20 protein-coding genes are annotated in these 18969 nt (G+C 52.8%); 17 read left to right on the forward strand and 3 right to left on the reverse strand.

The window, feature by feature from the left end; genetic code table 11:
- The first annotated feature begins 11 nt into the window (after nt 1-11).
- Both pdxJ and acpS read left to right on the forward strand, forming a co-directional pair.
- On the forward strand, nt 12-740 hold the full coding sequence (gene pdxJ, locus AEST_RS03995) for a pyridoxine 5'-phosphate synthase (protein WP_008607247.1): 729 nt from the start codon (nt 12-14) through the stop codon (nt 738-740).
- Complete coding sequence (acpS, locus tag AEST_RS04000; protein ID WP_008607248.1) at nt 740-1117, forward strand: holo-ACP synthase; 378 nt, start codon at nt 740-742, stop codon at nt 1115-1117. The genes pdxJ and acpS overlap by 1 nt, the downstream gene beginning before the upstream one ends.
- Here acpS and AEST_RS04005 read toward each other — a convergent pair.
- Nucleotides 1084-3828: a response regulator gene (locus tag AEST_RS04005; RefSeq protein WP_008607253.1), complete on the reverse strand. Its 2745-nt coding sequence runs from the start codon at nt 3826-3828 to the stop codon at nt 1084-1086. The genes acpS and AEST_RS04005 overlap by 34 nt on opposite strands.
- 82 nt (nt 3829-3910) lie before the next feature.
- Between AEST_RS04005 and AEST_RS17355 the strand changes: the two genes are divergently transcribed.
- The 7 genes from AEST_RS17355 to AEST_RS04040 all read left to right on the forward strand — a co-directional run bounded on the left by AEST_RS17355 (nt 3911) and on the right by AEST_RS04040 (nt 12170).
- Nucleotides 3911-4441 (forward strand): TRAM domain-containing protein, encoded by a 531-nt coding sequence (locus AEST_RS17355; protein ID WP_008607255.1) that lies wholly within the window; start codon nt 3911-3913, stop codon nt 4439-4441.
- Between the two features lie 35 nt (nt 4442-4476).
- Entirely contained in the window at nt 4477-5268 is a 792-nt protein-coding gene (gene rlmD, locus AEST_RS17360) for a 23S rRNA (uracil(1939)-C(5))-methyltransferase RlmD (protein WP_238534557.1), read from the forward strand.
- A 36-nt stretch (nt 5269-5304) separates the two neighbouring features.
- Complete coding sequence (gene relA, locus AEST_RS04020; protein ID WP_008607258.1) at nt 5305-7500, forward strand: GTP diphosphokinase; 2196 nt, start codon at nt 5305-5307, stop codon at nt 7498-7500.
- Between the two features lie 8 nt (nt 7501-7508).
- On the forward strand, nt 7509-8297 hold the full coding sequence (mazG, locus tag AEST_RS04025; protein ID WP_008607259.1) for a nucleoside triphosphate pyrophosphohydrolase: 789 nt from the start codon (nt 7509-7511) through the stop codon (nt 8295-8297).
- A gap of 199 nt (nt 8298-8496) precedes the next feature.
- A complete protein-coding gene (locus AEST_RS04030; RefSeq protein ID WP_008951307.1) occupies nt 8497-10134 on the forward strand; it encodes a CTP synthase in 1638 nt (545 codons plus the stop codon).
- Nucleotides 10135-10194: 60 nt separating this feature from the next.
- Nucleotides 10195-11487, forward strand: a complete 1293-nt coding sequence (gene eno, locus AEST_RS04035; protein ID WP_008607261.1) for a phosphopyruvate hydratase — start codon at nt 10195-10197, stop codon at nt 11485-11487.
- A 107-nt stretch (nt 11488-11594) separates the two neighbouring features.
- Nucleotides 11595-12170, forward strand: coding sequence for a hypothetical protein (locus tag AEST_RS04040; RefSeq protein WP_008607262.1), 576 nt, complete (start codon nt 11595-11597; stop codon nt 12168-12170).
- Between the two features lies 1 nt (nt 12171).
- On the opposite strand, the gene AEST_RS04045 is transcribed toward AEST_RS04040, so the two are convergent.
- On the reverse strand, nt 12172-12486 hold the full coding sequence (locus tag AEST_RS04045) for a DMT family transporter (protein ID WP_008607263.1): 315 nt from the start codon (nt 12484-12486) through the stop codon (nt 12172-12174).
- Nucleotides 12487-12588: 102 nt separating this feature from the next.
- Nucleotides 12589-13101, reverse strand: a complete 513-nt coding sequence (locus AEST_RS04050; protein WP_008951308.1) for a DUF1569 domain-containing protein — start codon at nt 13099-13101, stop codon at nt 12589-12591.
- Nucleotides 13102-13428: 327 nt separating this feature from the next.
- On the opposite strand from AEST_RS04050, the gene AEST_RS04055 reads away from it, so the two are divergent.
- From AEST_RS04055 to AEST_RS04090, 8 genes are all read left to right on the forward strand, one after another.
- The gene (locus AEST_RS04055; protein WP_008607265.1) at nt 13429-14082 is read left to right on the forward strand and encodes a hypothetical protein; all 654 of its coding nucleotides are present in this window, start codon (nt 13429-13431) and stop codon (nt 14080-14082) included.
- A 65-nt stretch (nt 14083-14147) separates the two neighbouring features.
- Complete coding sequence (ftsB, locus tag AEST_RS04060) at nt 14148-14426, forward strand: cell division protein FtsB (RefSeq protein ID WP_008607266.1); 279 nt, start codon at nt 14148-14150, stop codon at nt 14424-14426.
- Complete coding sequence (gene ispD / locus AEST_RS04065; RefSeq protein ID WP_008607267.1) at nt 14426-15118, forward strand: 2-C-methyl-D-erythritol 4-phosphate cytidylyltransferase; 693 nt, start codon at nt 14426-14428, stop codon at nt 15116-15118. Before ftsB ends, ispD begins: the two co-directional genes overlap by 1 nt.
- Nucleotides 15118-15597 (forward strand): 2-C-methyl-D-erythritol 2,4-cyclodiphosphate synthase, encoded by a 480-nt coding sequence (gene ispF / locus AEST_RS04070; protein WP_008607268.1) that lies wholly within the window; start codon nt 15118-15120, stop codon nt 15595-15597. Before ispD ends, ispF begins: the two co-directional genes overlap by 1 nt.
- Entirely contained in the window at nt 15585-16643 is a 1059-nt protein-coding gene (truD, locus tag AEST_RS04075; RefSeq protein WP_238534556.1) for a tRNA pseudouridine(13) synthase TruD, read from the forward strand. The genes ispF and truD overlap by 13 nt, the downstream gene beginning before the upstream one ends.
- Nucleotides 16644-17396, forward strand: a complete 753-nt coding sequence (surE, locus tag AEST_RS04080) for a 5'/3'-nucleotidase SurE (RefSeq protein ID WP_008607270.1) — start codon at nt 16644-16646, stop codon at nt 17394-17396.
- A gap of 1 nt (nt 17397) precedes the next feature.
- Nucleotides 17398-18036 (forward strand): protein-L-isoaspartate(D-aspartate) O-methyltransferase, encoded by a 639-nt coding sequence (locus AEST_RS04085; protein WP_008607271.1) that lies wholly within the window; start codon nt 17398-17400, stop codon nt 18034-18036.
- An 18-nt stretch (nt 18037-18054) separates the two neighbouring features.
- A complete protein-coding gene (locus tag AEST_RS04090; RefSeq protein ID WP_008607272.1) occupies nt 18055-18969 on the forward strand; it encodes a DUF368 domain-containing protein in 915 nt (304 codons plus the stop codon).

The following is an 18969-nucleotide window of genomic DNA, read 5'->3' on the forward strand; positions in this document are numbered from 1 at the left end:
CGGAGTTTGTTATGTCTGCAATTTATTTAGGCGTGAATATCGATCATATTGCAACGGTGCGTAATGCCCGTGGCACAGCCTATCCGGAGCCGGTGCATGCCGCTTTGCTGGCCGAGCAATATGGTGCGGATGGGATCACTGTGCATCTGCGGGAAGACCGCCGCCATATTATTGATCGCGATGTCTTTATTTTGCGCGAAACCATTGGCACCCGGCTTAATTTTGAGATGGCGGTGACCGAAGAGATGTTGGCCATTGCCGGTAAACTGAAGCCGCATTTTAGCTGTCTGGTTCCTGAAAAGCGCGAAGAGTTAACCACTGAGGGGGGCTTAGAGGTTGCCGGCCAGCTTAGTAAAATTCGTGCAGCAGTACAGCAGCTGCAGGCTGATAATATTCTGGTGTCGTTGTTTATTGATGCCGATAAAAAGCAAATTGACGCCGCAGCCGAAGTGGGCGCTCCCTTTATCGAGATCCATACCGGCCATTATGCAGAAACCAGTGGTGCTGTGCAGCAAGCTGAGTTAGCACGGATTGCCGACGCGGCTGCTTATGCTGCGTCACTGGGCATTACGGTAAATGCCGGTCATGGTCTGCATTATCATAATGTACAGCCGATTGCCGCTATTCCGCAAATGTACGAGCTGAATATTGGCCATGCCATTATCGCCCGCGCCTTGTTCAGTGGCCTGGGGCCGGCCGTGGCAGAAATGAAACGCTTAATGGTTGAGGCCAGAGGCTAATGGCGATCCGCGGCCTGGGTACCGATATTGTGGCGATCGACCGTATCGCCGCCAGCTTACAAAAAAGTCCGCGTTTGGTCAGCCGGGTGTTGACCCCGTATGAGCAAGAGTGCTTCGCTGCGCATAGCCAGCGCGAGCGCTATTTTGCCAAGCGTTTTGCGGCCAAGGAAGCCGCTGCCAAGGCGCTTGGCACCGGTATTGGCCGTGGCATTTCCTTTCAGCATTTTGAAATTCGTAATGATGCTTTGGGTAAGCCGGAGTTACAGTTAAGCGGTCATGCCGCTGAGAGGGCGAACCAGCTTGGAGTAACAGCGGTATGGCTCAGTATCAGTGATGAACAGGCTTATGCCTGTGCTACTGTAGTGCTGGAAGGCTGACTCAGTTCGGGTGGCAGCCGGGTGTCAGCCTGCAGTAACAGCGCTAACACATCCTCCAGCTCCGACAGCTCCGGCTCCAGCGATTTGATACTGGCGCCTTTTTTCAGCTGGGTTTCCAGTCCTTCCAACAGATTCTTCAGGCGTGGCACACCGCTGTAGCAACAGGCTCCATGCAGCTTGTGTAACGCATGCAGTAGCAGTTGCTGTTCGTTATCAGTGATGGCTTGCTGAATTTGCCGGCTGGCCTGCGGTAAAGATTGGATCAGCAGCTGCAGCATCTCCTGCGCCAATTCCGCTTTACCAGCGGCCCGTTGTAAGGCCTGAGTCCAGTCAATCAGCGGTACAGCCTGTAAGGTCACGGGTGAGGCACTGGGTTGCGTTTTTTGCAGCGCACAGAACTCCTGTAGGGTGCAATGCAGCATTTGTTCGTCCAGCGGCTTAGTCAGAAACTCATTAAACCCCAGTGCTAATAATCTTTCGCGTTCGCCTTCCAACGCGTGAGCGGTGACGGCAATAATCGGTGTATGTTCGTTCAGCGAGCTTTGCCGGATTCGTTGGCAGGCGGTGATGCCATCCATCACCGGCATGTTAATATCCATAAAAATAATATCGTACACATGCTGGGTGGTTTTCTGCCAGGCAGCCGCGCCGTCATGGGCTGACTCCAGCTCCTGTACCCGGTCGCTGAGCAGGGTGTTGATCAGTTTCAGATTGGCTTCATTGTCATCTACGGTCAGCACCCGCAATGCTGCCCGCTGTTGTTTCTCTTCGTCCGGTGCCGGTAATGCGGGTTGCGAGTAGGGTTGTGCCAGGGCTAACGCCAGTTTACGTGAGTGAGCCGGCTTGGGTAAGCAGGCGGTAGCGCCAGAGCCCAGTAGCACTTCACGTAAATTCGGCGACAGTGTATTGACCAGCAGATAAACAAAGTGACAACTGAGGCGCAGTTGCTGCACCAGCGCAATAATATCATTCACCTGATTGATGGCAACGGCACGGCCTACCAGGCCAATATCATAATGTTGCCGCGAGCTGAGTGCTTGCTGTAATTGCCCTTTGGTGGCGCAGGTCGTGACCTGCATTCCCCAGCTATTTAACAGCTGCAGGGTGGCCTCGCGCGAATATTGTTGTGGCTCGAAATACAGTACCCGCTTGTTTTCCAGCTGCGTCAGCGGCAGCGGCTCGGCAACGGTTAACTGATGCTTCTGACACTTGATGGTAAACCAGAAGGTTGAACCTTCACCGAGTTTACTATCAAAGCCGATATTGCCCTGCATCGCCAGCACCAGCCGCTTACAAATTAATAATCCCAAGCCGGAGCCCGTTTGCTGATCCTGTTGCTCTGAGATGCTGGTACCATCAAATAACCGGCTTTGCTTTTCATCGCTGATACCACGACCGGTATCCTTAACCGAGATATGTAAATTCAATTGTTCTTCAGACAGCGCGGTGGCACTGACCCGGATCACCACACTGCCATGTTCGGTAAATTTAATCGCATTACCGGCAATATTCATCAGGATCTGGGTTAAGCGAGCCGGATCGGCGACCACATCATCCGGACAGCCAGTTTCAAATAGCAGCACCAGCTCCAGCTGCTTGTCAAAAGCATTGGCAGCCAGCAATTCAACCGCATCGTTCAGCAGATCGCGCAGCGATACCGGCTCTGGGTTAATCGCCATCCGCCCTTCCTCCAGCCGGGAAAAGTCCAGCACATCATTAACCAGATGCAGCAGGCTGTTGGCCGATTTTTGAATGGTATGCAGATAATCACTTTGATGAGGATTCAGTGGTGTTTTCAGCAATTGCCGGGTAAAACCAATTACCGCATTCAGGGGCGTGCGTAACTCATGGCTCATTTTCGCCAGAAAGTCAGATTTCTGCCGGTTTTCTTCCACCGCTTTGCGACGCGAGAACTCCAGCTGAATGTTCTGGATTTCCAGCTGTTCCATACTTTGCTGCAGATCGCCGGTCACCTGTTCAATATTTTGCTGCATTTCCTGCTCAAGGGTGTTGAGCTGACCGGCCAGCTGCAGTAAACCCTGTTGCAGCTGCTCCAGTTCGTTGATGCCAAGCGCGTAGGGCTTTAAGCGATACTGGCCATCTAATAGCTGTTGTAACTGCCGCTTTAGGCGGCGTTGTGCAGTTAGCTGCTTTTGTACCAATAATAGTCCGAACAGTAATGCCAGCAGCACAACGGCACTGACCAGTAATGCAGTATTGAGCAGATGGACTTGCTGCTGCAGCGCCAGCGGTTGCTGTTGCATCGCCAGTAATAAATAGCCAGGGCGTTCATCGGTCAGTGGATTGGTCTTGAGCAGAGGTTGGTAAACCAACAGCATATCATCCTGCGGTTGATAGCTAAGCCGGGCGGGCTTTTGCTGGTGGATTTCCTGGTTGCTCAGATCGCGCTGACTGTTGCTGGTAAACAGCAGCTGACCATCAGCATCAAACAACGAGATACTGATGACTAAGGGTGAGTTAAGCCGGTGCGCATGCTCCAGTAATGCCTGCACGCCTTTGCTTTGTTGTAATAGCAATTGCTGACTACTGATAGCCAGGGGCAGGGCAATATTGGCTGCCTGCTCGTGTAAATTGCGCTGCAGATCCTGTTGCTGCTGATAGTTAAAATAGCCCCCCAGCAGAATACCCACCAGCAGGGTGGGTAACACAGCAGATAAGATTAACCAGAGGCGTAAACCTATTTTCGGCATCGGGGGTCCGCATTTATCACAATTTGGCTCAGCCGTGTCATAATGACATATCGAACGCGAAAAACCTATAAGACCCCACAAGATGGTAAGCCTGTATAAAGCCAAAGCCAAACCAAGCCGCCTTGGCCAGCAACTGAAATTACAGATTGATAGTCTGGACTACGAAGTGAACGGCATCAGCCGTTATCAGCAAAAAATCGCCTTTGTCAGTGGTGCCTTGCCGGGTGAACAGGTACTGGCGGCGGTGACAGAAGATAAAGCCGATTATTTAAAAGCCCGGACTCTGCAGGTGCTAAGCCCCAGTGCCGAGCGGGTCATGCCCTTTTGCCCCAGTTTCGGCCACTGTGGCGGCTGTCAGTTGCAGTATTTGGACGCGCAGCAGCAAGGTCAGTATAAACAACAGGGCGTCGATGCGTTGTTGCGGCATCAGCTGGGGCTGGCATCTTTGCCGTGGCAACCACTACTCAGTGCCGCTGACCGGCAGTATCGCCGTAAAGCACGGATTGGGGTTTGGTTTGATAAAAAGCAGCGCCAACTGACAGTCGGCTTTCGCCAAGCCAGCTGCTTGCTGCCGGCTTTCGCCAAGCCGGCAGCAAGCAGCTGGCTGCGGTAAGTCAGTGTGATGTGCTGGCTGCACCCTTGCAGCCGGTGTTTGCGGTGTTACAACAGCAGATACCCCCCTTAAGCCGGCCGGAAAGCGTAACCCATGCTGAAGTAATTCTGGCCGGTGAGCAGCCGGTGGTGGTGCTGCGCCATATTGCAGCGCTGTCAGCGGCCGAGCAACAAAGTTTTGTTGCGGCCTGGCCACAAGCCCGCTGGTTCGGCGAGCCAGAGGCCGGCGTCTTTATCAGTTGGGATGGCAATAGCGCGCCGCTAAGCTATCAGCTGGAACCGCAGCAGATAACATTACAGTTTGCCGCCGATGATTTTATTCAGGTTAATGCCAAAGTGAATCAACTGATGGTCAGTCAGGCAGTAAGCTGGTTGGCACCGACTGCGGCAGATACGATTTTGGATCTGTATGCCGGGATGGGGAATTTCAGTCTGGCGCTGGCCCGGCAGGCTAAACTGGTGCATGGGGTAGAAGGTCTGTCCAAAATGGTGCAGCAGGCAGCAGACAATGCTGCGTTGAACAAGCTGGATAACGTGAAGTTCTGGCAGGCGGATTTACATTTACCCTGGGGCAAAACCGCCTGGAATCAGCCGATCTATCAAAAAGTGCTGTTAGATCCGGCCCGCGCCGGTGCTGAGGGGGCGGTAAAACAACTGTTGGCACTCAAGCCGGCACAGATATTGTACGTCTCCTGTAACCCGGCCACCTTCGCCCGCGATGCGAAAGCGATGCTGGCAGCAGGCTATCAGTTGCAAAAACTGGCCGGGGTCGATATGTTTCCGCATACCGCGCATTTGGAACTTATGGCGTTGTTCAGTCGTCAATAGCCTGAGACTCGCCGGGGCACTAGCAGAGGAAAAAAAATGGTCAGGGTACGTCAGTCACACAGTCATGGTTATCACGGTGGCGAAACCTTTGAATGGTTGTGTTCACTGGGGTTGACTGAGAAAAAGATTGAATCCTTGTTAGAAACCGCAACCTGGCTAAAACAGTTGCAGCTGGATGACGATAATCCACAAGTCCGTACCGGCTGGGATATGGTGGAAATTCTGGCTGAACTGCGAATGGATCAGGACTCGCTGGTCGCGGCGCTGCTGTTTCCGGTATTTGAAGCCAACCTGCTGGCCCTACCAACCATTGAAGATCATGTCAGCCCCGCTGTGTCCGGTTTACTGACTTCAGTACAGCAAATGGCGGCGATCCGCACTATTCCGGTTAGCGTGCGTCAGAATAACGATGGTCAGCAAGCGGATACGCTGCGCCGGATGTTATTGGCGATGGTGGAGGATGTGCGGGCCGTAGTGATTAAACTGGCGGCCCAGATCTGTACTCTGCGTGAGGTCAAAAACGCCGATGAAGAAACCCGGGTACTGGCGGCAAAAGAAACCAATGCCATCTTCGCGCCGCTGGCCAACCGGCTGGGGATTGGCCAGTTAAAGTGGGAGCTGGAAGATCTGGCGTTCCGTTATCTGCATCCGCAAACCTATAAACAAATCGCCAGCCTGCTGGAAGAGCGGCGCCTGGACCGTGAACAGTATATGCAGGACTTTGTGAGCAGCGTTCGGCAAAAAATGCTGGAGGCAAACCTGCAGGCCGAGGTCTATGGCCGGCCAAAACATATTTTCAGTATCTGGAAAAAGATGCAGAAGAAGCAGCTGTCCTTTGATCAGCTGTACGATATCCGGGCAGTGCGGATTGTCACCGAGCGGGTACAGGATTGTTATGCTGCACTGGGTTTAGTGCATACCAGCTGGCGTCATCTGCCAAAGGAATTTGACGACTATATTGCCACGCCGAAACAAAATGGCTATCAGTCGATCCATACGGTGGTATTAGGGCCTCAGGGCCGGCCGATTGAAATTCAGATCCGCACCCGGCAGATGCACGAAGATGCTGAGCTGGGCGTCGCGGCACACTGGCGTTATAAAGAGGGCGGCCCGGCCAGTAAAACCGCTGCTAATGATGAGAAAATTGGCTGGTTACGTAAGCTGTTGCAATGGCAGGAAGATTTGGCTGAAGGCACCGATCTGATTGAAGAGTTGCGTAATCAGGTAATTGAAGATCGGGTCTATGTGTTTACCCCCAAGGGTGACATTGTTGATTTGCCGATGGGGTCAACGCCGCTGGATTTTGCCTATTATATCCATTCCAATGTCGGGCATCGTTGTATTGGCGCCAAAATCTCCGGCCGTATCGTGCCCTTTACCTATCAGCTGAAAACCGGCGATCAGGTCGAAATTCTAACTGGCCGCGAACCGAATCCAAGCCGTGACTGGTTAAATCCGAATTTGGGCTATCTGAAATCCAGTCGTGCCCGCTCGAAGGTGCAATACTGGTTCCGGTTACAGGATCGCGATAAAAATCTGGCGGCCGGCCGCGAACTGCTGGACGCCGAGTTATCACGGCTTAACCTGGTATTGGATCATCCGACTAAGGTGCTTAATCGCTTTAATGTCAATAGCATGGACGAATTACTGGTGGGCATTGGTGGCGGAGAGATCAAGGTCACCCAGGTGGTGCACTTTATTCAGAGTCAGCAGCCCAAGCATGAGTTGCCGGAAATTGATCCGCGCTTAAAAACCAAGCCGCTGTCACAAAACAAAGCCAAGAGTGATGTGATAGTGCAGGGCGTCGGTAACTTGCTGAGCCATATGGCCGGTTGCTGTCATCCGCTGCCGGGCGATGCCATTATCGGCTATATCACTCAGGGCCGCGGTATCGCCATTCACCGCGATGACTGTGAACAGTTTAAACTGCTGCAGGACGCCCAGCCTGAGCGGGTGGTTGAAGCCACCTGGGGCGATAAATATGCCTCCGGCTATGAGGTGGATATCCGGATCGTCGCGCATGACCGTAACGGCTTGTTGCGAGACATCACCAGCATCCTGGCGAATGAAAAAGCTAACGTCACCAAGATGAGCAGCAGCTCGGATATCAAAGAGCAAACGGCCGTCATCAATATGACGATGGAGCTGTATAATCTGGACTCGCTGAATAAACTGCTGAGTAAAATCAGTCAGATTGACGATGTTATTGAAGCCAAACGCTTTCATCATTAGGAATTTCTGTGGCAGCACCGATACAACGCTTACTGGATATTATGACCACCCTGCGCGACCCTGAGCGGGGCTGTCCGTGGGATCTAAAGCAAAACTACGCCAGCATTGTGCCCTACACCCTGGAAGAGGCCTACGAAGTGGCCGATGCCATTAACCGGCAAAGCTTTACTGAGCTAAAAGATGAATTGGGTGATTTGCTGTTTCAGGTGGTGTTTTATGCCCAGCTGGCCAAAGAAGATGGCCATTTTCAGTTTAATGATGTGGTTGACAGTATCAGCACTAAGCTGGAGCGGCGGCATCCGCATGTATTTGCTGATGCTGCAGGCACTGTGAATGCCAATAGCGCCGAGCAGGTATTGCAGAACTGGGAAGCGCTGAAAAGTGCCGAGCGCCAGCAGCAGGGCCAACACAGTGTGCTGGATAATATTCCGCAGAGTTTGCCGGCACTAAGCCGGGCCAATAAGCTACAAAAACGCTGCGCCAATGTTGGTTTTGATTGGCCGGATGTGCAGGGCTGCTGGGATAAAGTTAAAGAAGAGATCCTCGAAGTGGAGCAAACTGCCAGCGACAGCCCCGAACTGGCAGAAGAGTTGGGTGATCTCCTGTTTGCGCTGGTCAATGTGGTGCGTAAACACAAGCTGGATCCGGAAGCGGTATTGCGTGCGGCCAATAGCAAGTTTGAACGGCGCTTTCGCGCGGTAGAACAGGCGCTGGCAGCCGCGGGGAAAACGCCTGCCGACAGTGATCTGGCGGAGATGGACGCGCTGTGGCAACAGGTCAAACAAGGTCCCCGCTAATACGGTTCTTGGCGGCCGGCTTAGAATAAACCGCAAACTACAGCGCTTTTGATTGAGCGCTGCCTTGCCCTTTGCTATACTTTCCTCCCGTCCTGATACCAAACTCTCTTTACCTTAGCTGTACTGTTGCCAGTATTGGCATTACCGCTTTTGGCATGGTGATTTGGTCTAATTTTTCTTACTGTGTGTCTGGGGTCTTATGGCGACAAGATATATCTTCGTGACGGGTGGGGTAGTCTCATCTTTGGGTAAAGGCATAGCAGCAGCGTCGCTGGCGGCAATCTTAGAGGCACGCGGCCTGAAGGTAACCATCCTGAAGCTGGACCCTTATATCAACGTTGACCCGGGCACCATGAGTCCTATTCAACACGGCGAAGTGTTCGTGACTGAAGATGGCGCCGAAACCGATCTGGATTTAGGCCACTACGAGCGCTTTATCCGTACCAAAATGAGTAAACTGAACAACTTTACTCAAGGCCGGATCTACGCCGATGTGCTGCGCCGTGAGCGTCGCGGTGACTATCTGGGTGCCACCATTCAGGTCATTCCGCATATCACCAACGAAATTAAACACCGTGTGGTACAGGGAGCGGAAGGCTTTGATATTGCCATTGTCGAAATTGGTGGCACTGTCGGCGATATTGAATCCTTACCTTTCCTGGAAGCCATCCGGCAACTTGGCACCGAAGTCGGACGTGAGCGCACACTCTATATGCATCTGACGCTGGTGCCTTATCTGGGCACGGCCGGTGAGATCAAAACCAAGCCAACCCAACACTCGGTAAAAGAGCTGCGTTCAATTGGGATCCAGCCCGATATTCTGGTCTGCCGCTCTGACCGTGCTATTCCCAACAATGAAAAGGCCAAAATTGCGCTCTTTACCAATGTTGAAGAAAAAGCCGTTATTTCATTAAAAGACGTTTCCAGCATTTATCAGATCCCGGCGTTATTAAAGTCACAGAGCCTGGACGATCTGGTCTGCCGTCGCTTCCATATCGACGCCCCACAGGCCGATTTAGCCGAGTGGGAGCAGGTGCTGTATCAGGAGTCGAATCCAACCGGCGAAGTGACCATTGGTATGGTCGGTAAATACGTCGAGTTGCCGGATGCTTATAAGTCAGTAAATGAAGCGCTGGGCCACGCTGGTCTGAAAAACCGTTTAACGGTGAATATTAAATATATCGACTCGCAGGATGTCGAAAGCAAAGGCACCGCAGTGCTGGCGGGCTTAGACGGTATTCTGGTACCCGGCGGCTTTGGTGAGCGCGGTGTGGAAGGTAAGATTTTAGCAGCGAAGTATGCCCGCGAACAAAAGGTACCTTACCTGGGGATTTGTCTGGGCATGCAGGTCGCGCTGATTGAATATGCGCGCAATGTTGCCGGTATGCCGGGGGCACACTCTACCGAATTTAACAAAGCTACGCCTTATCCGGTGGTCGGTTTGATCACGGAGTGGCGTGATGCCGATGGTTCAGTGGAAGTGCGCAACGATGAATCTGATCTGGGTGGGACTATGCGCCTGGGCAGTCAAAACTGTAATCTGAAAGACAACACCAAGGCGCGTGAGATCTACGGTAAAGCTGTGATCCAGGAGCGGCACCGCCACCGCTACGAGGTGAATAACCATTTACGACCCAAATTAGAAGAAGCCGGGCTAGTGGTTTCGGGCTTATCAGCGGATAACCAGCTGGTTGAGATGATCGAAATTCCTACTCACCCCTGGTTTGTCGCCGGGCAATTCCACCCGGAATTTAACTCGACACCACGGGACGGCCACCCGCTGTTTCAGAGCTTTGTCGCTGCGGCGCATCAGTATCAGAAACAGCAACGCGTATAACGGATCTGAAGCCGTGCGCTAAGGCACGGCTTTTTAGTTTTTAACAGGGGATTTAAGACTATGTCAGCAATTGTCAAAATTATCGCCCGCGAGATTATGGATTCACGCGGCAATCCAACCGTTGAGGCCGATGTGTATCTGGCCAGTGGTGCTATGGGGCGCGGCTGCGCACCTTCAGGTGCCTCGACCGGCTCACGTGAAGCGCTGGAGCTGCGTGATGGCGATAAAAGCCGTTATTTAGGCAAGGGTGTTACCAAGGCAGTAGCCAATATCAATGGTCCAATCCAGAGCGCGCTTATCGGCAAAGATGCTTATCAGCAAGCGGCTATTGATCAGCTGATGATCGACCTGGACGGTACCGAGAGCAAATCTAAGCTGGGTGCCAACGCTATTCTGGCAGTATCGCTGGCGGTTGCCCGTGCTGCAGCTGCAGATAAAAAGATCCCGTTGTATCAGCACATTGCCGATCTGAACGGTACCTCTGGTGTCTACAGCATGCCAGTGCCGATGATGAATATTATCAATGGTGGCGAGCACGCCGATAACAACGTTGATATTCAGGAGTTTATGGTGCAGCCGGTTGGTGCCAAAACGTTCGCTGAAGCCTTGCGGATGGGCGCGGAAATCTTCCACAGCCTGAAAAAAGAACTGCAAAAACGTGGCCTGAACACCGCAGTGGGTGATGAAGGTGGTTTTGCCCCGGATCTGAAATCAAACGAAGAAGCCCTGACCGTGATCGTGGAAGCGGTTAAAGCCGCGGGTTACGAAATGGATAAAGATGTCACGCTGGCGCTGGACTGTGCGGCCTCTGAATTCTACAAAGACGGTAAGTATGTGCTGGGTGGCGAAGGGAAGAGTTTTGATTCCTATGGCTTTAACGACTTCCTGGCTGGTCTGACACAGCGTTTCCCGATCGTCTCAATTGAAGATGGTCTGGATGAGTCAGACTGGGATGGCTGGAAAGATCTGACTAACAAAATTGGTAGCAAGGTACAGCTGGTCGGCGATGACTTGTTTGTCACCAACACCAAGATCCTGACCCGCGGTATTGAGCAGGGTATTGGTAACTCCATTCTGATCAAGTTTAACCAAATCGGCTCACTAACCGAGACGCTGGCAGCCATCAAGATGGCAAAAGATGCCGGCTTTACCGCAGTGATTTCACACCGTAGCGGTGAAACCGAGGATGCCTTTATTGCTGATTTAGCAGTGGGTACCGCCGCCGGTCAAATTAAAACCGGTTCACTGTGTCGCTCGGATCGGGTTGCTAAGTACAACCAGTTACTGCGGATTGAGCAGGAACTGGGTGCGAAAGCGCCTTATAAAGGCCGCAGCGAGATTAAAGGTCAATAATTGACTGTCATCGGGCCACAATAGTGGCCCTTTTTGATCCAGTGCAGTAAGGCGCCCGTTCGGTGTTGTTATAATTTTAACTTCTACGGGTCATCTAAGGTCGCACTATGAAACTCGTGCTTAGTTTTACGTTTAGTCTGCTGCTGATGCTACCCAATATCGGTCACTCGCGACAGCCGTTGATTGCCGAAGTTGATTTAACGCTGATTACAGTCGAAGGGGTGCAATTGGGGATGGCGCAGGAACTGGTCCGAAGTATATTGCAACAGCGCTACAATGCGGAAGGGAGTACAGAAATTCTGCGCGCTGGTGTGCAATGTGATAAACAGCAATGTATGGCAACAGCGGTAGGTGCAGAGTTGCAGGAATTGCTACACGCGCAGTTTAACGCCCAGGGTGAATTAAACTGGCTTATTATACAACGACGCTATAAAGGCGGTGGTTCACCAGAGGAATGCTTACGCCAGGCCGAACAACAAATTGAGACCTTGCTGCAGCAGTATAGCCCGGATAATCCGCAGCGCCGTTATCGACAGCATAGTGTCAGTTTAATGCTAAACAAAGCCGGACATCCGGATCCGGCTGAGAATAATATGTATGGTTTTCGGGCGCTGATCAAATGTGATCCTTTAGCTAAGGGGACTGCTGAAGCTGAATTTGAGCTACGCGACAACAGTCGGTGATTTAACTCGTCAACTTGAGGCCGACAATTCCCAGTAAAATCAGCAGAATACTCGCAACTTTTAACACACTTAAGCTTTCGCCATACAACCAGGCGCCAAAAATTACCGTACCCACGACCCCAATACCGACCCAGACTGAGTAAGCTATGCCGAGTGGCAAGGTGCGCAGTGCTTGTCCCAGTAGCACAAAACTGGCAATCATCGCGGCAAGCGTTATAACACTGGGCCAGGGTTTGGTAAAACCAGCCGTATATTTCAGGCCAATAGCCCAGACGATTTCCAATAAGCCGGCGAGAAATAAGATAAGCCATGCCATAACAGTAACCTCTTGTTATGGGGCCGTCCCCGAATGAAAGAATGCACTGGGGTCGTCCCCAGCCAGCACAAAGTTTAGCAACCCCCAGATCCGGGTGCAAGCCTAGCTGATTTCCGCCAGATGGCTCTGTAAGTGCAGATAATGCACACTGTAATACTGTGCCTTAGTCAGGCTACCATAGGCAAAATGCGGTGCTAGCGGGCCTTGCCAGTTGATAAATTGTTGCAGCTCAAAAGTCAGCTCACGCAGTGCCACATCATTCGGTAGTTCCGGGATTAACGCCGGCGCGCCGGGGATGGGTTGATCCAGTGGGTGATGCATACTGCCGGACGCAGCAAATAAATTCAGTGCCAGTTTGCCGGCAGTATTTTGGAATAACGCGGAATAGGCTTGCGGGTAACCGCTGAGCGAATAGCGGATACTTTGCGCGCAGTGTTGCAAAATCTCGCTGACAGTCCAATTGCCCGAACTTTGCAAGGCGTCAGGCTTCAGCGCCCGTAATTGTGTCAGTAGCTGCTGTAACGGATAGGGCCGGATGGTCGCGGTAAGTTTGGCGCCAAGTACCACCACGATCGGGGTCCAGGCAGCCGCGGTAAGAAATTGACGTCGATTCATGCAGCTTTTGGCAAAAAGGGTTCAGGCCGTTAAACTAGCCTTTTCTGTCGGAGTCGTCCAGTATCGTGTCTGAGAATCTTTCATTATGGCAAAGTTATCGCCGGGCCTTGTTGCGGCCTGCGGGCGTCCGCAACAAGGCGCTGCTATTGGCACCTTAGCCGGCCATTTTATCTGCCCGGACAAGCGCAGCTGACCAGCGCGCTATTGGATAATGGTCAGCAGCCGTTTCGGTTAATGCAAGGCGCTCAGCAAAAACCCGTACTTAGCGGCGATATTTTACCGATTTAGGCTTTTACAAAAATTGAGCGATTGGCTAACATCGCAGCTATGACCATGACACCCGATGCCCAGCCGCATTTTTGGCAGGTAAGTCCGGATAACCAGACTTACACTGAACTTTGTAACGCTTTATATGAGCGTGAATTACTTCGCCTGTCACAAATTCCGGCCGCAGAACTGCCCAGCTTACCGAAAAGGTTAGCCAGCCTGCCTTTTTACATTCGTCGCGCGGCCAGTGCCATAGTACGCTACCAGCATGAACTGCAGCTGGATAGTCAGAATGCGTCCTGGTATGGCCGTCAGCTGAGTCAATGTCCGGCTAATAAACAACAGGCGGAGCCGATTGCCCGTTTTTATCAGAAAGCGGCCAAGCCAGGTTTAATAGTGCCAGTCTATGTTGAAGAGAAAACGCTGGAACATATTATGCTGGACAGTGTCGATGAGGTAGATGTGCAGCAGCAGCGCTTGCATTGTAATCAACACGGCTGGTTCAGTTTTAGTGGCATGCCACTGGAAGTGAGCAACAGTGACCGCTTTTTACTGAAGCCTGACAAAACGATGATGGCGGCAGCCTGCTGTGGCCATCAGTGGTTAAACCGGCGGAAAACGGAACCACGACTGCTCAGTTTGCGTGAGCTGTTACTTGCCAGCCGTTTAAACTGGCGCAACTTTGCCCGGCCACACACGGCACAGAGCAACTGAGATATCGCTTTGCACGCAAGCCGGCAGTCGGCATAATAGTGAAGGATTAAGCGAAGAACAAACGCATGCGAATTTTAATAGGTTTTTTATTGCTGGTGCTTGCCGCCTTACAATACCGGCTCTGGTTCGGCCAGCTGAGTATTACTGACTATTTACGCCAGCAAGAGGAAATCGCTACCCAACAAGCCAGTAACCAGGAGCTGATCAAACGCAACCGGATGTTGCTGGCAGATGTAAACGACTTGCGGCAGGGGCTGGAGGCGATTGAAGAGCGGGCCCGCAACGAATTGGGACTGATCGCTGCTGACGAAGTCTTCTTCCGGATAATCCCACAGGATCCTTAATGGCAGTACAGGCTTTTCCGGCGATTGCCGCAGTGATCCCGGCCGCTGGCGTCGGGCAGCGCATGCAGGCCGACAAACCGAAACAATATCTGCGTCTGCATGGCAAAACGGTGTTAGAACATAGTGTCAGGCCTTTGCTGGCGCTGGAGGCAGTAACTGCCTGTTATCTGGCACTGAGTGAGCAAGACCCCTATTTTGCCGCCACCGGTTTAACTGATCCGCGCATCGTGCGGGTCAATGGCGGCAGTGAGCGGGTGCATTCGGTGTTCAATGCGCTGCAACAGATTGATGCTGCACGTTACCCCTGGGTGCTGGTGCATGACGCTGCCAGGCCTTTGGTCAGAGTCAGTGATATTCAACTGTTAATTGAGCGTTGTCTGGCAGCCGGACATGGCGGCATTCTGGCGACCCCGGTGCGTGATACCATGAAGCGTGGCCGGCAGCAAGTTAACTGCACGGTAGATCGGACCGATCTCTGGCATGCCCTGACACCGCAATTTTTCCCAACCGCCGCGCTGAGACAAGCTATTGCTGGCGCGCTGGCAGCCGGGGTAGCGGTGACCGATGAAGCCTCGGCGATGGAGTGGGCACAGCAACCGGTATTACTGGTGGAAGGCCATAGTGATAATCTGAAAATTACCCGGCCGGCAGATCTGCAACTGGCGGCCTTTTATCTGGAGCAACCTCGATAATGACAATCCGCATTGGTCACGGCTTTGATGTACATGCTTTTGGTGGGGAAGGCCCGGTCACCCTCGGGGGCGTACAAATTGACTATCCGCAAGGCCTGATTGCGCACTCAGACGGCGATGTTGTGTTACATGCCTTGTCCGATGCGCTGCTGGGGGCACTGGCGCTTGGCGATATTGGTCATCATTTTCCTGATACTGACGCGGCTTTCAAAGGCATCGATAGCCGGATCTTGTTGCGGCGAGTGTTTGCCGAGGTGCAACAACGGGGCTATCAGATCGGCAATCTCGATCTGACCGTGATGGCGCAGGCACCCAAGCTGGCACCGCATGTGCACAGCATGCGTGCTTGTATTGCCGCCGATCTGCAGTGTGATATCAGTCAGGTCAATGTAAAGGCGACGACTACCGAAAAGTTAGGCTTTGTTGGCCGCAAAGAGGGGATCGCGGCGGAAGCGGTGGTGTTGTTGTGTCGTCAATAATGCATACCAGCAACGAGCAGCCTTATCTGTATGCCAAACCAGCAGTGCAGGCGGTGATCCGCACTGAGCCGGCTGACTTTCAGGTGGTAGAAGAGCTGAATTTCGAGCCCAGTGGCAGCGGCGAGCATCTGTTGCTGCAAATTGAGAAAACCGGCCAGAATACCCAGTTTATTGCCCGTGAGCTGGCACGGCTAACCGGTTTGCGGGTGCGGGATATCAGCTATGCCGGTTTAAAAGATCGCCATGCGGTGACCACGCAGTGGTTCTGTTTTAAGTGGCCGATCAAACAAGAGTTGGCCTGGCAAAACTGGCAGCTGGAAGGCTCGCGGATCCTGCAGGTCGTGCGCCACTACCGGAAATTGCGGCTAGGTGCGTTAAAGCGGAACCATTTTAGCCTTAGATTACGGCAGGTGAGCGATAGCGCTGGCCTGCTGGCACGATTGCCACTACTGGCAGAGGGCGTGCCGAACTATTATGGTGAGCAGCGCTTTGGTATTAACGGCGGTAACCTGGCCTTAGCCGAGCGTTTATTTGGCGGCGAGAGTATTCCGGATCGGCAACTGCGAGGTCTGGCCTTGTCAGCCAGCCGGTCTTTTTTGTTTAACCAGGTGATTGCCGGGCGGATCCGGCGCGGTCACTTTGCCCGCTTACTACCGGGTGATGTGGTCCAGCTGGCGGGTTCGGGTTCAATCTTTGTGGTGGATCAGGTTACGCCAGAGCTGGAGCAGCGGCTGAGCGCACAGGATATTCATCTGACCGCGCCTTTAGTCGGCCTGGGTAAAGCCATGGTGACGGCAGAGGCCGCACTATTAGAGCAACAGCTGTTAGCGCCCTGGCAGGCCTGGCAGCAGGCGCTGGAACTGCTCAGGGTTCAGGCTGGCCGGCGCAGTATGCGAGTTATCCCCGAGCAGTTGCAGGCTAGCGTGGAACAGGATGCAGTGGTGCTGCAATTTGCGCTGCCCGCCGGTTGCTTTGCTACCAGTGTACTCAGAGAGTTGGTGGAGTACCGGGATGCGGCACGCGATATCGCACAAATGGAGTCTTAAATGCGAATTTTACTAAGTAACGATGACGGCGTTTATGCCAAAGGGATCCAGGTGCTGCAACAGGCATTAATGCAAATCGCAGAGGTCACAACTGTTGGTCCGGATCGCAATTGTAGCGGCGCTTCCAACTCCCTGACCTTACTTAATCCACTGCGAACCCAGCTGTTGGAAAACGGTTTTATCGCCGTCAATGGCACGCCAACGGATTGCGTGCATCTGGCTATCAGTCAGCTGCTGGATTTTACGCCGGATTTAGTGGTGGCGGGTATTAACCATGGTGCTAATCTCGGCGATGACGTGCTCTACTCCGGTACGGTGGCTGCAGCGACCGAAGGGCGGCACCTGGGCTTACCAGCGATTGCGGTGTCACTGGCCGGACGCGATGAACAGCATTTCGCTACCGCCGCTCATGTTACTGTGCAGGTGATTCAAAAACTAAAGTCGCATCCACTACCTGCAGATCAGATCTTAAATATTAATGTGCCGGCTATTCCGTTAAGTGAACTGAAAGGTATTCAGGTGACCCGGCTGGGACGACGTCATAAAGCTGAAACCATGACCAGCACTACTGATCCCTGGGGACGGAAGATTTACTGGTACGGGTCCCTGGGCCCGGAGCTGGATGCCGGTGAGGGTACGGATTTTTATGCCATTGCCAATGGTTATGCCTCGATTACGCCGCTGCATGTTGATATGTCGGCGTATAAGAGTATGGAAACTCTGGCCAATTGGCTTAATGGGATCAGACTGTAAGATGGCGGTGGTAACGATGCGTAGCGCTCAGGTACTGGCGCAAAAGCTGCAACTGGAAGGCATCAGCGATGCCAGTGTACTGGCTGCTCTGGCGCAAACGCCGCGGCATTTATTCGTTGAGCCGGTGCTGGCGCATAAAGCCTATGAGAATACCGCTTTGCCTATCGGCCAGGGGCAAACGATTTCGCAGCCTTATATTGTTGCCCGGATGACGGAGTTGTTGTTGCAAGGCGGCAGTTCTGGCAAGGTGCTGGAAATTGGTACCGGCTCTGGTTATCAAACTGCCATTCTGGCCAGATTATTCACTCATGTCTGCTCGGTAGAGCGTATTAAAGCGCTGCAGTTTCAGGCTAAGCGGCGTTTACAACAACTTGATTTGCATAATGTGTCGATGAAACATGGCGATGGCTGGCAAGGTTGGCCAAGCAAGGGGCCGTTTGACAGTATTATCGTTACCGCGGCACCGGTGGAAGTACCGCAGGCTTTGCTACAACAGTTGACCGACGGCGGCCGTTTGGTGATTCCGGTCGGTAGTGAGCAGCAAGTGTTGCGAGTCTACCAGCGGCATGGTGATGAGTTTCAAAGCCAGGATATTGAAACAGTGCGCTTTGTACCTTTAGTACCAGGCGAATTAGCATAAAACGAGGTTAGGGCTAACATGCAGTATTTACAATGGATTATTAAAGGGATGGCGATGGGGGCTGCGGATGTGGTGCCCGGCGTTTCCGGCGGCACTCTGGCATTTATCCTCGGTATCTATGAACGTTTACTGGGGGCGATCAGTTCGGTAAACCTGACAGCATTACAATTGTTACTGCGTGGTCAGTGGCGGGCATGCTGGCGACACATAGATGGCACTTTTTTACTTTGCTTATTCGGTGGGGTGCTGGTCAGTATTTTTTCATTAGCGACCGTGATTAGCTGGTTGCTCGAGCACCGTCCTGTCCCCTTATGGGCCTTTTTTAATGGCTTGATTCTTGCCGCTTTGCCCTTACTGCTGCGGGCAGTGCGCTGGTCTGCGTTACGCGCACTGTTATTTGGCGTTGGCATTGTGCTGGCACTGCTGGTTGGGATGTTGGCACCCGTGAGTTTTACTCCGGCAACCTGGATGTTTTTTGTCGCTGGCGCGGTCGCCATTTGTGCCATGATCCTGCCGGGTATTTCGGGTAGCTTTATTCTGCTGATTTCCGGCATGTATGCCCCGGTGCTACTGGCGGTGCGGGAGTTGCAACTGGCAGTACTGTTGCTGTTTTTGCTGGGTTGTATCAGTGGCTTACTTGGCTTCTCCCGCTTTTTAAACTGGTTACTGAAACATTATCATGACGCCACCCTGGCACTGTTAACCGGTGTGGTAGTCGGGGCCATGTACCGGTTGTGGCCCTGGCAAAGTGCGACTAGCATGTATACGCCTGGCGGTTATGCCGCGACCTTCGGCCAGCATGACTTGCTATTGGCAACGGCTTGTTTTCTGGTAGCTATTCTCGTTATGCTGTTACTGCTTAACCTGGAAAAATTGCTGACGGGTGCTAAAACGGTCAGCACGGGCAACGCTGTTGAGCGCAGCAAGGAGTAA

The organism is Alishewanella aestuarii B11 (genome assembly GCF_000280055.1).
GTDB classification, from domain to species: domain Bacteria; phylum Pseudomonadota; class Gammaproteobacteria; order Enterobacterales; family Alteromonadaceae; genus Alishewanella; species Alishewanella aestuarii.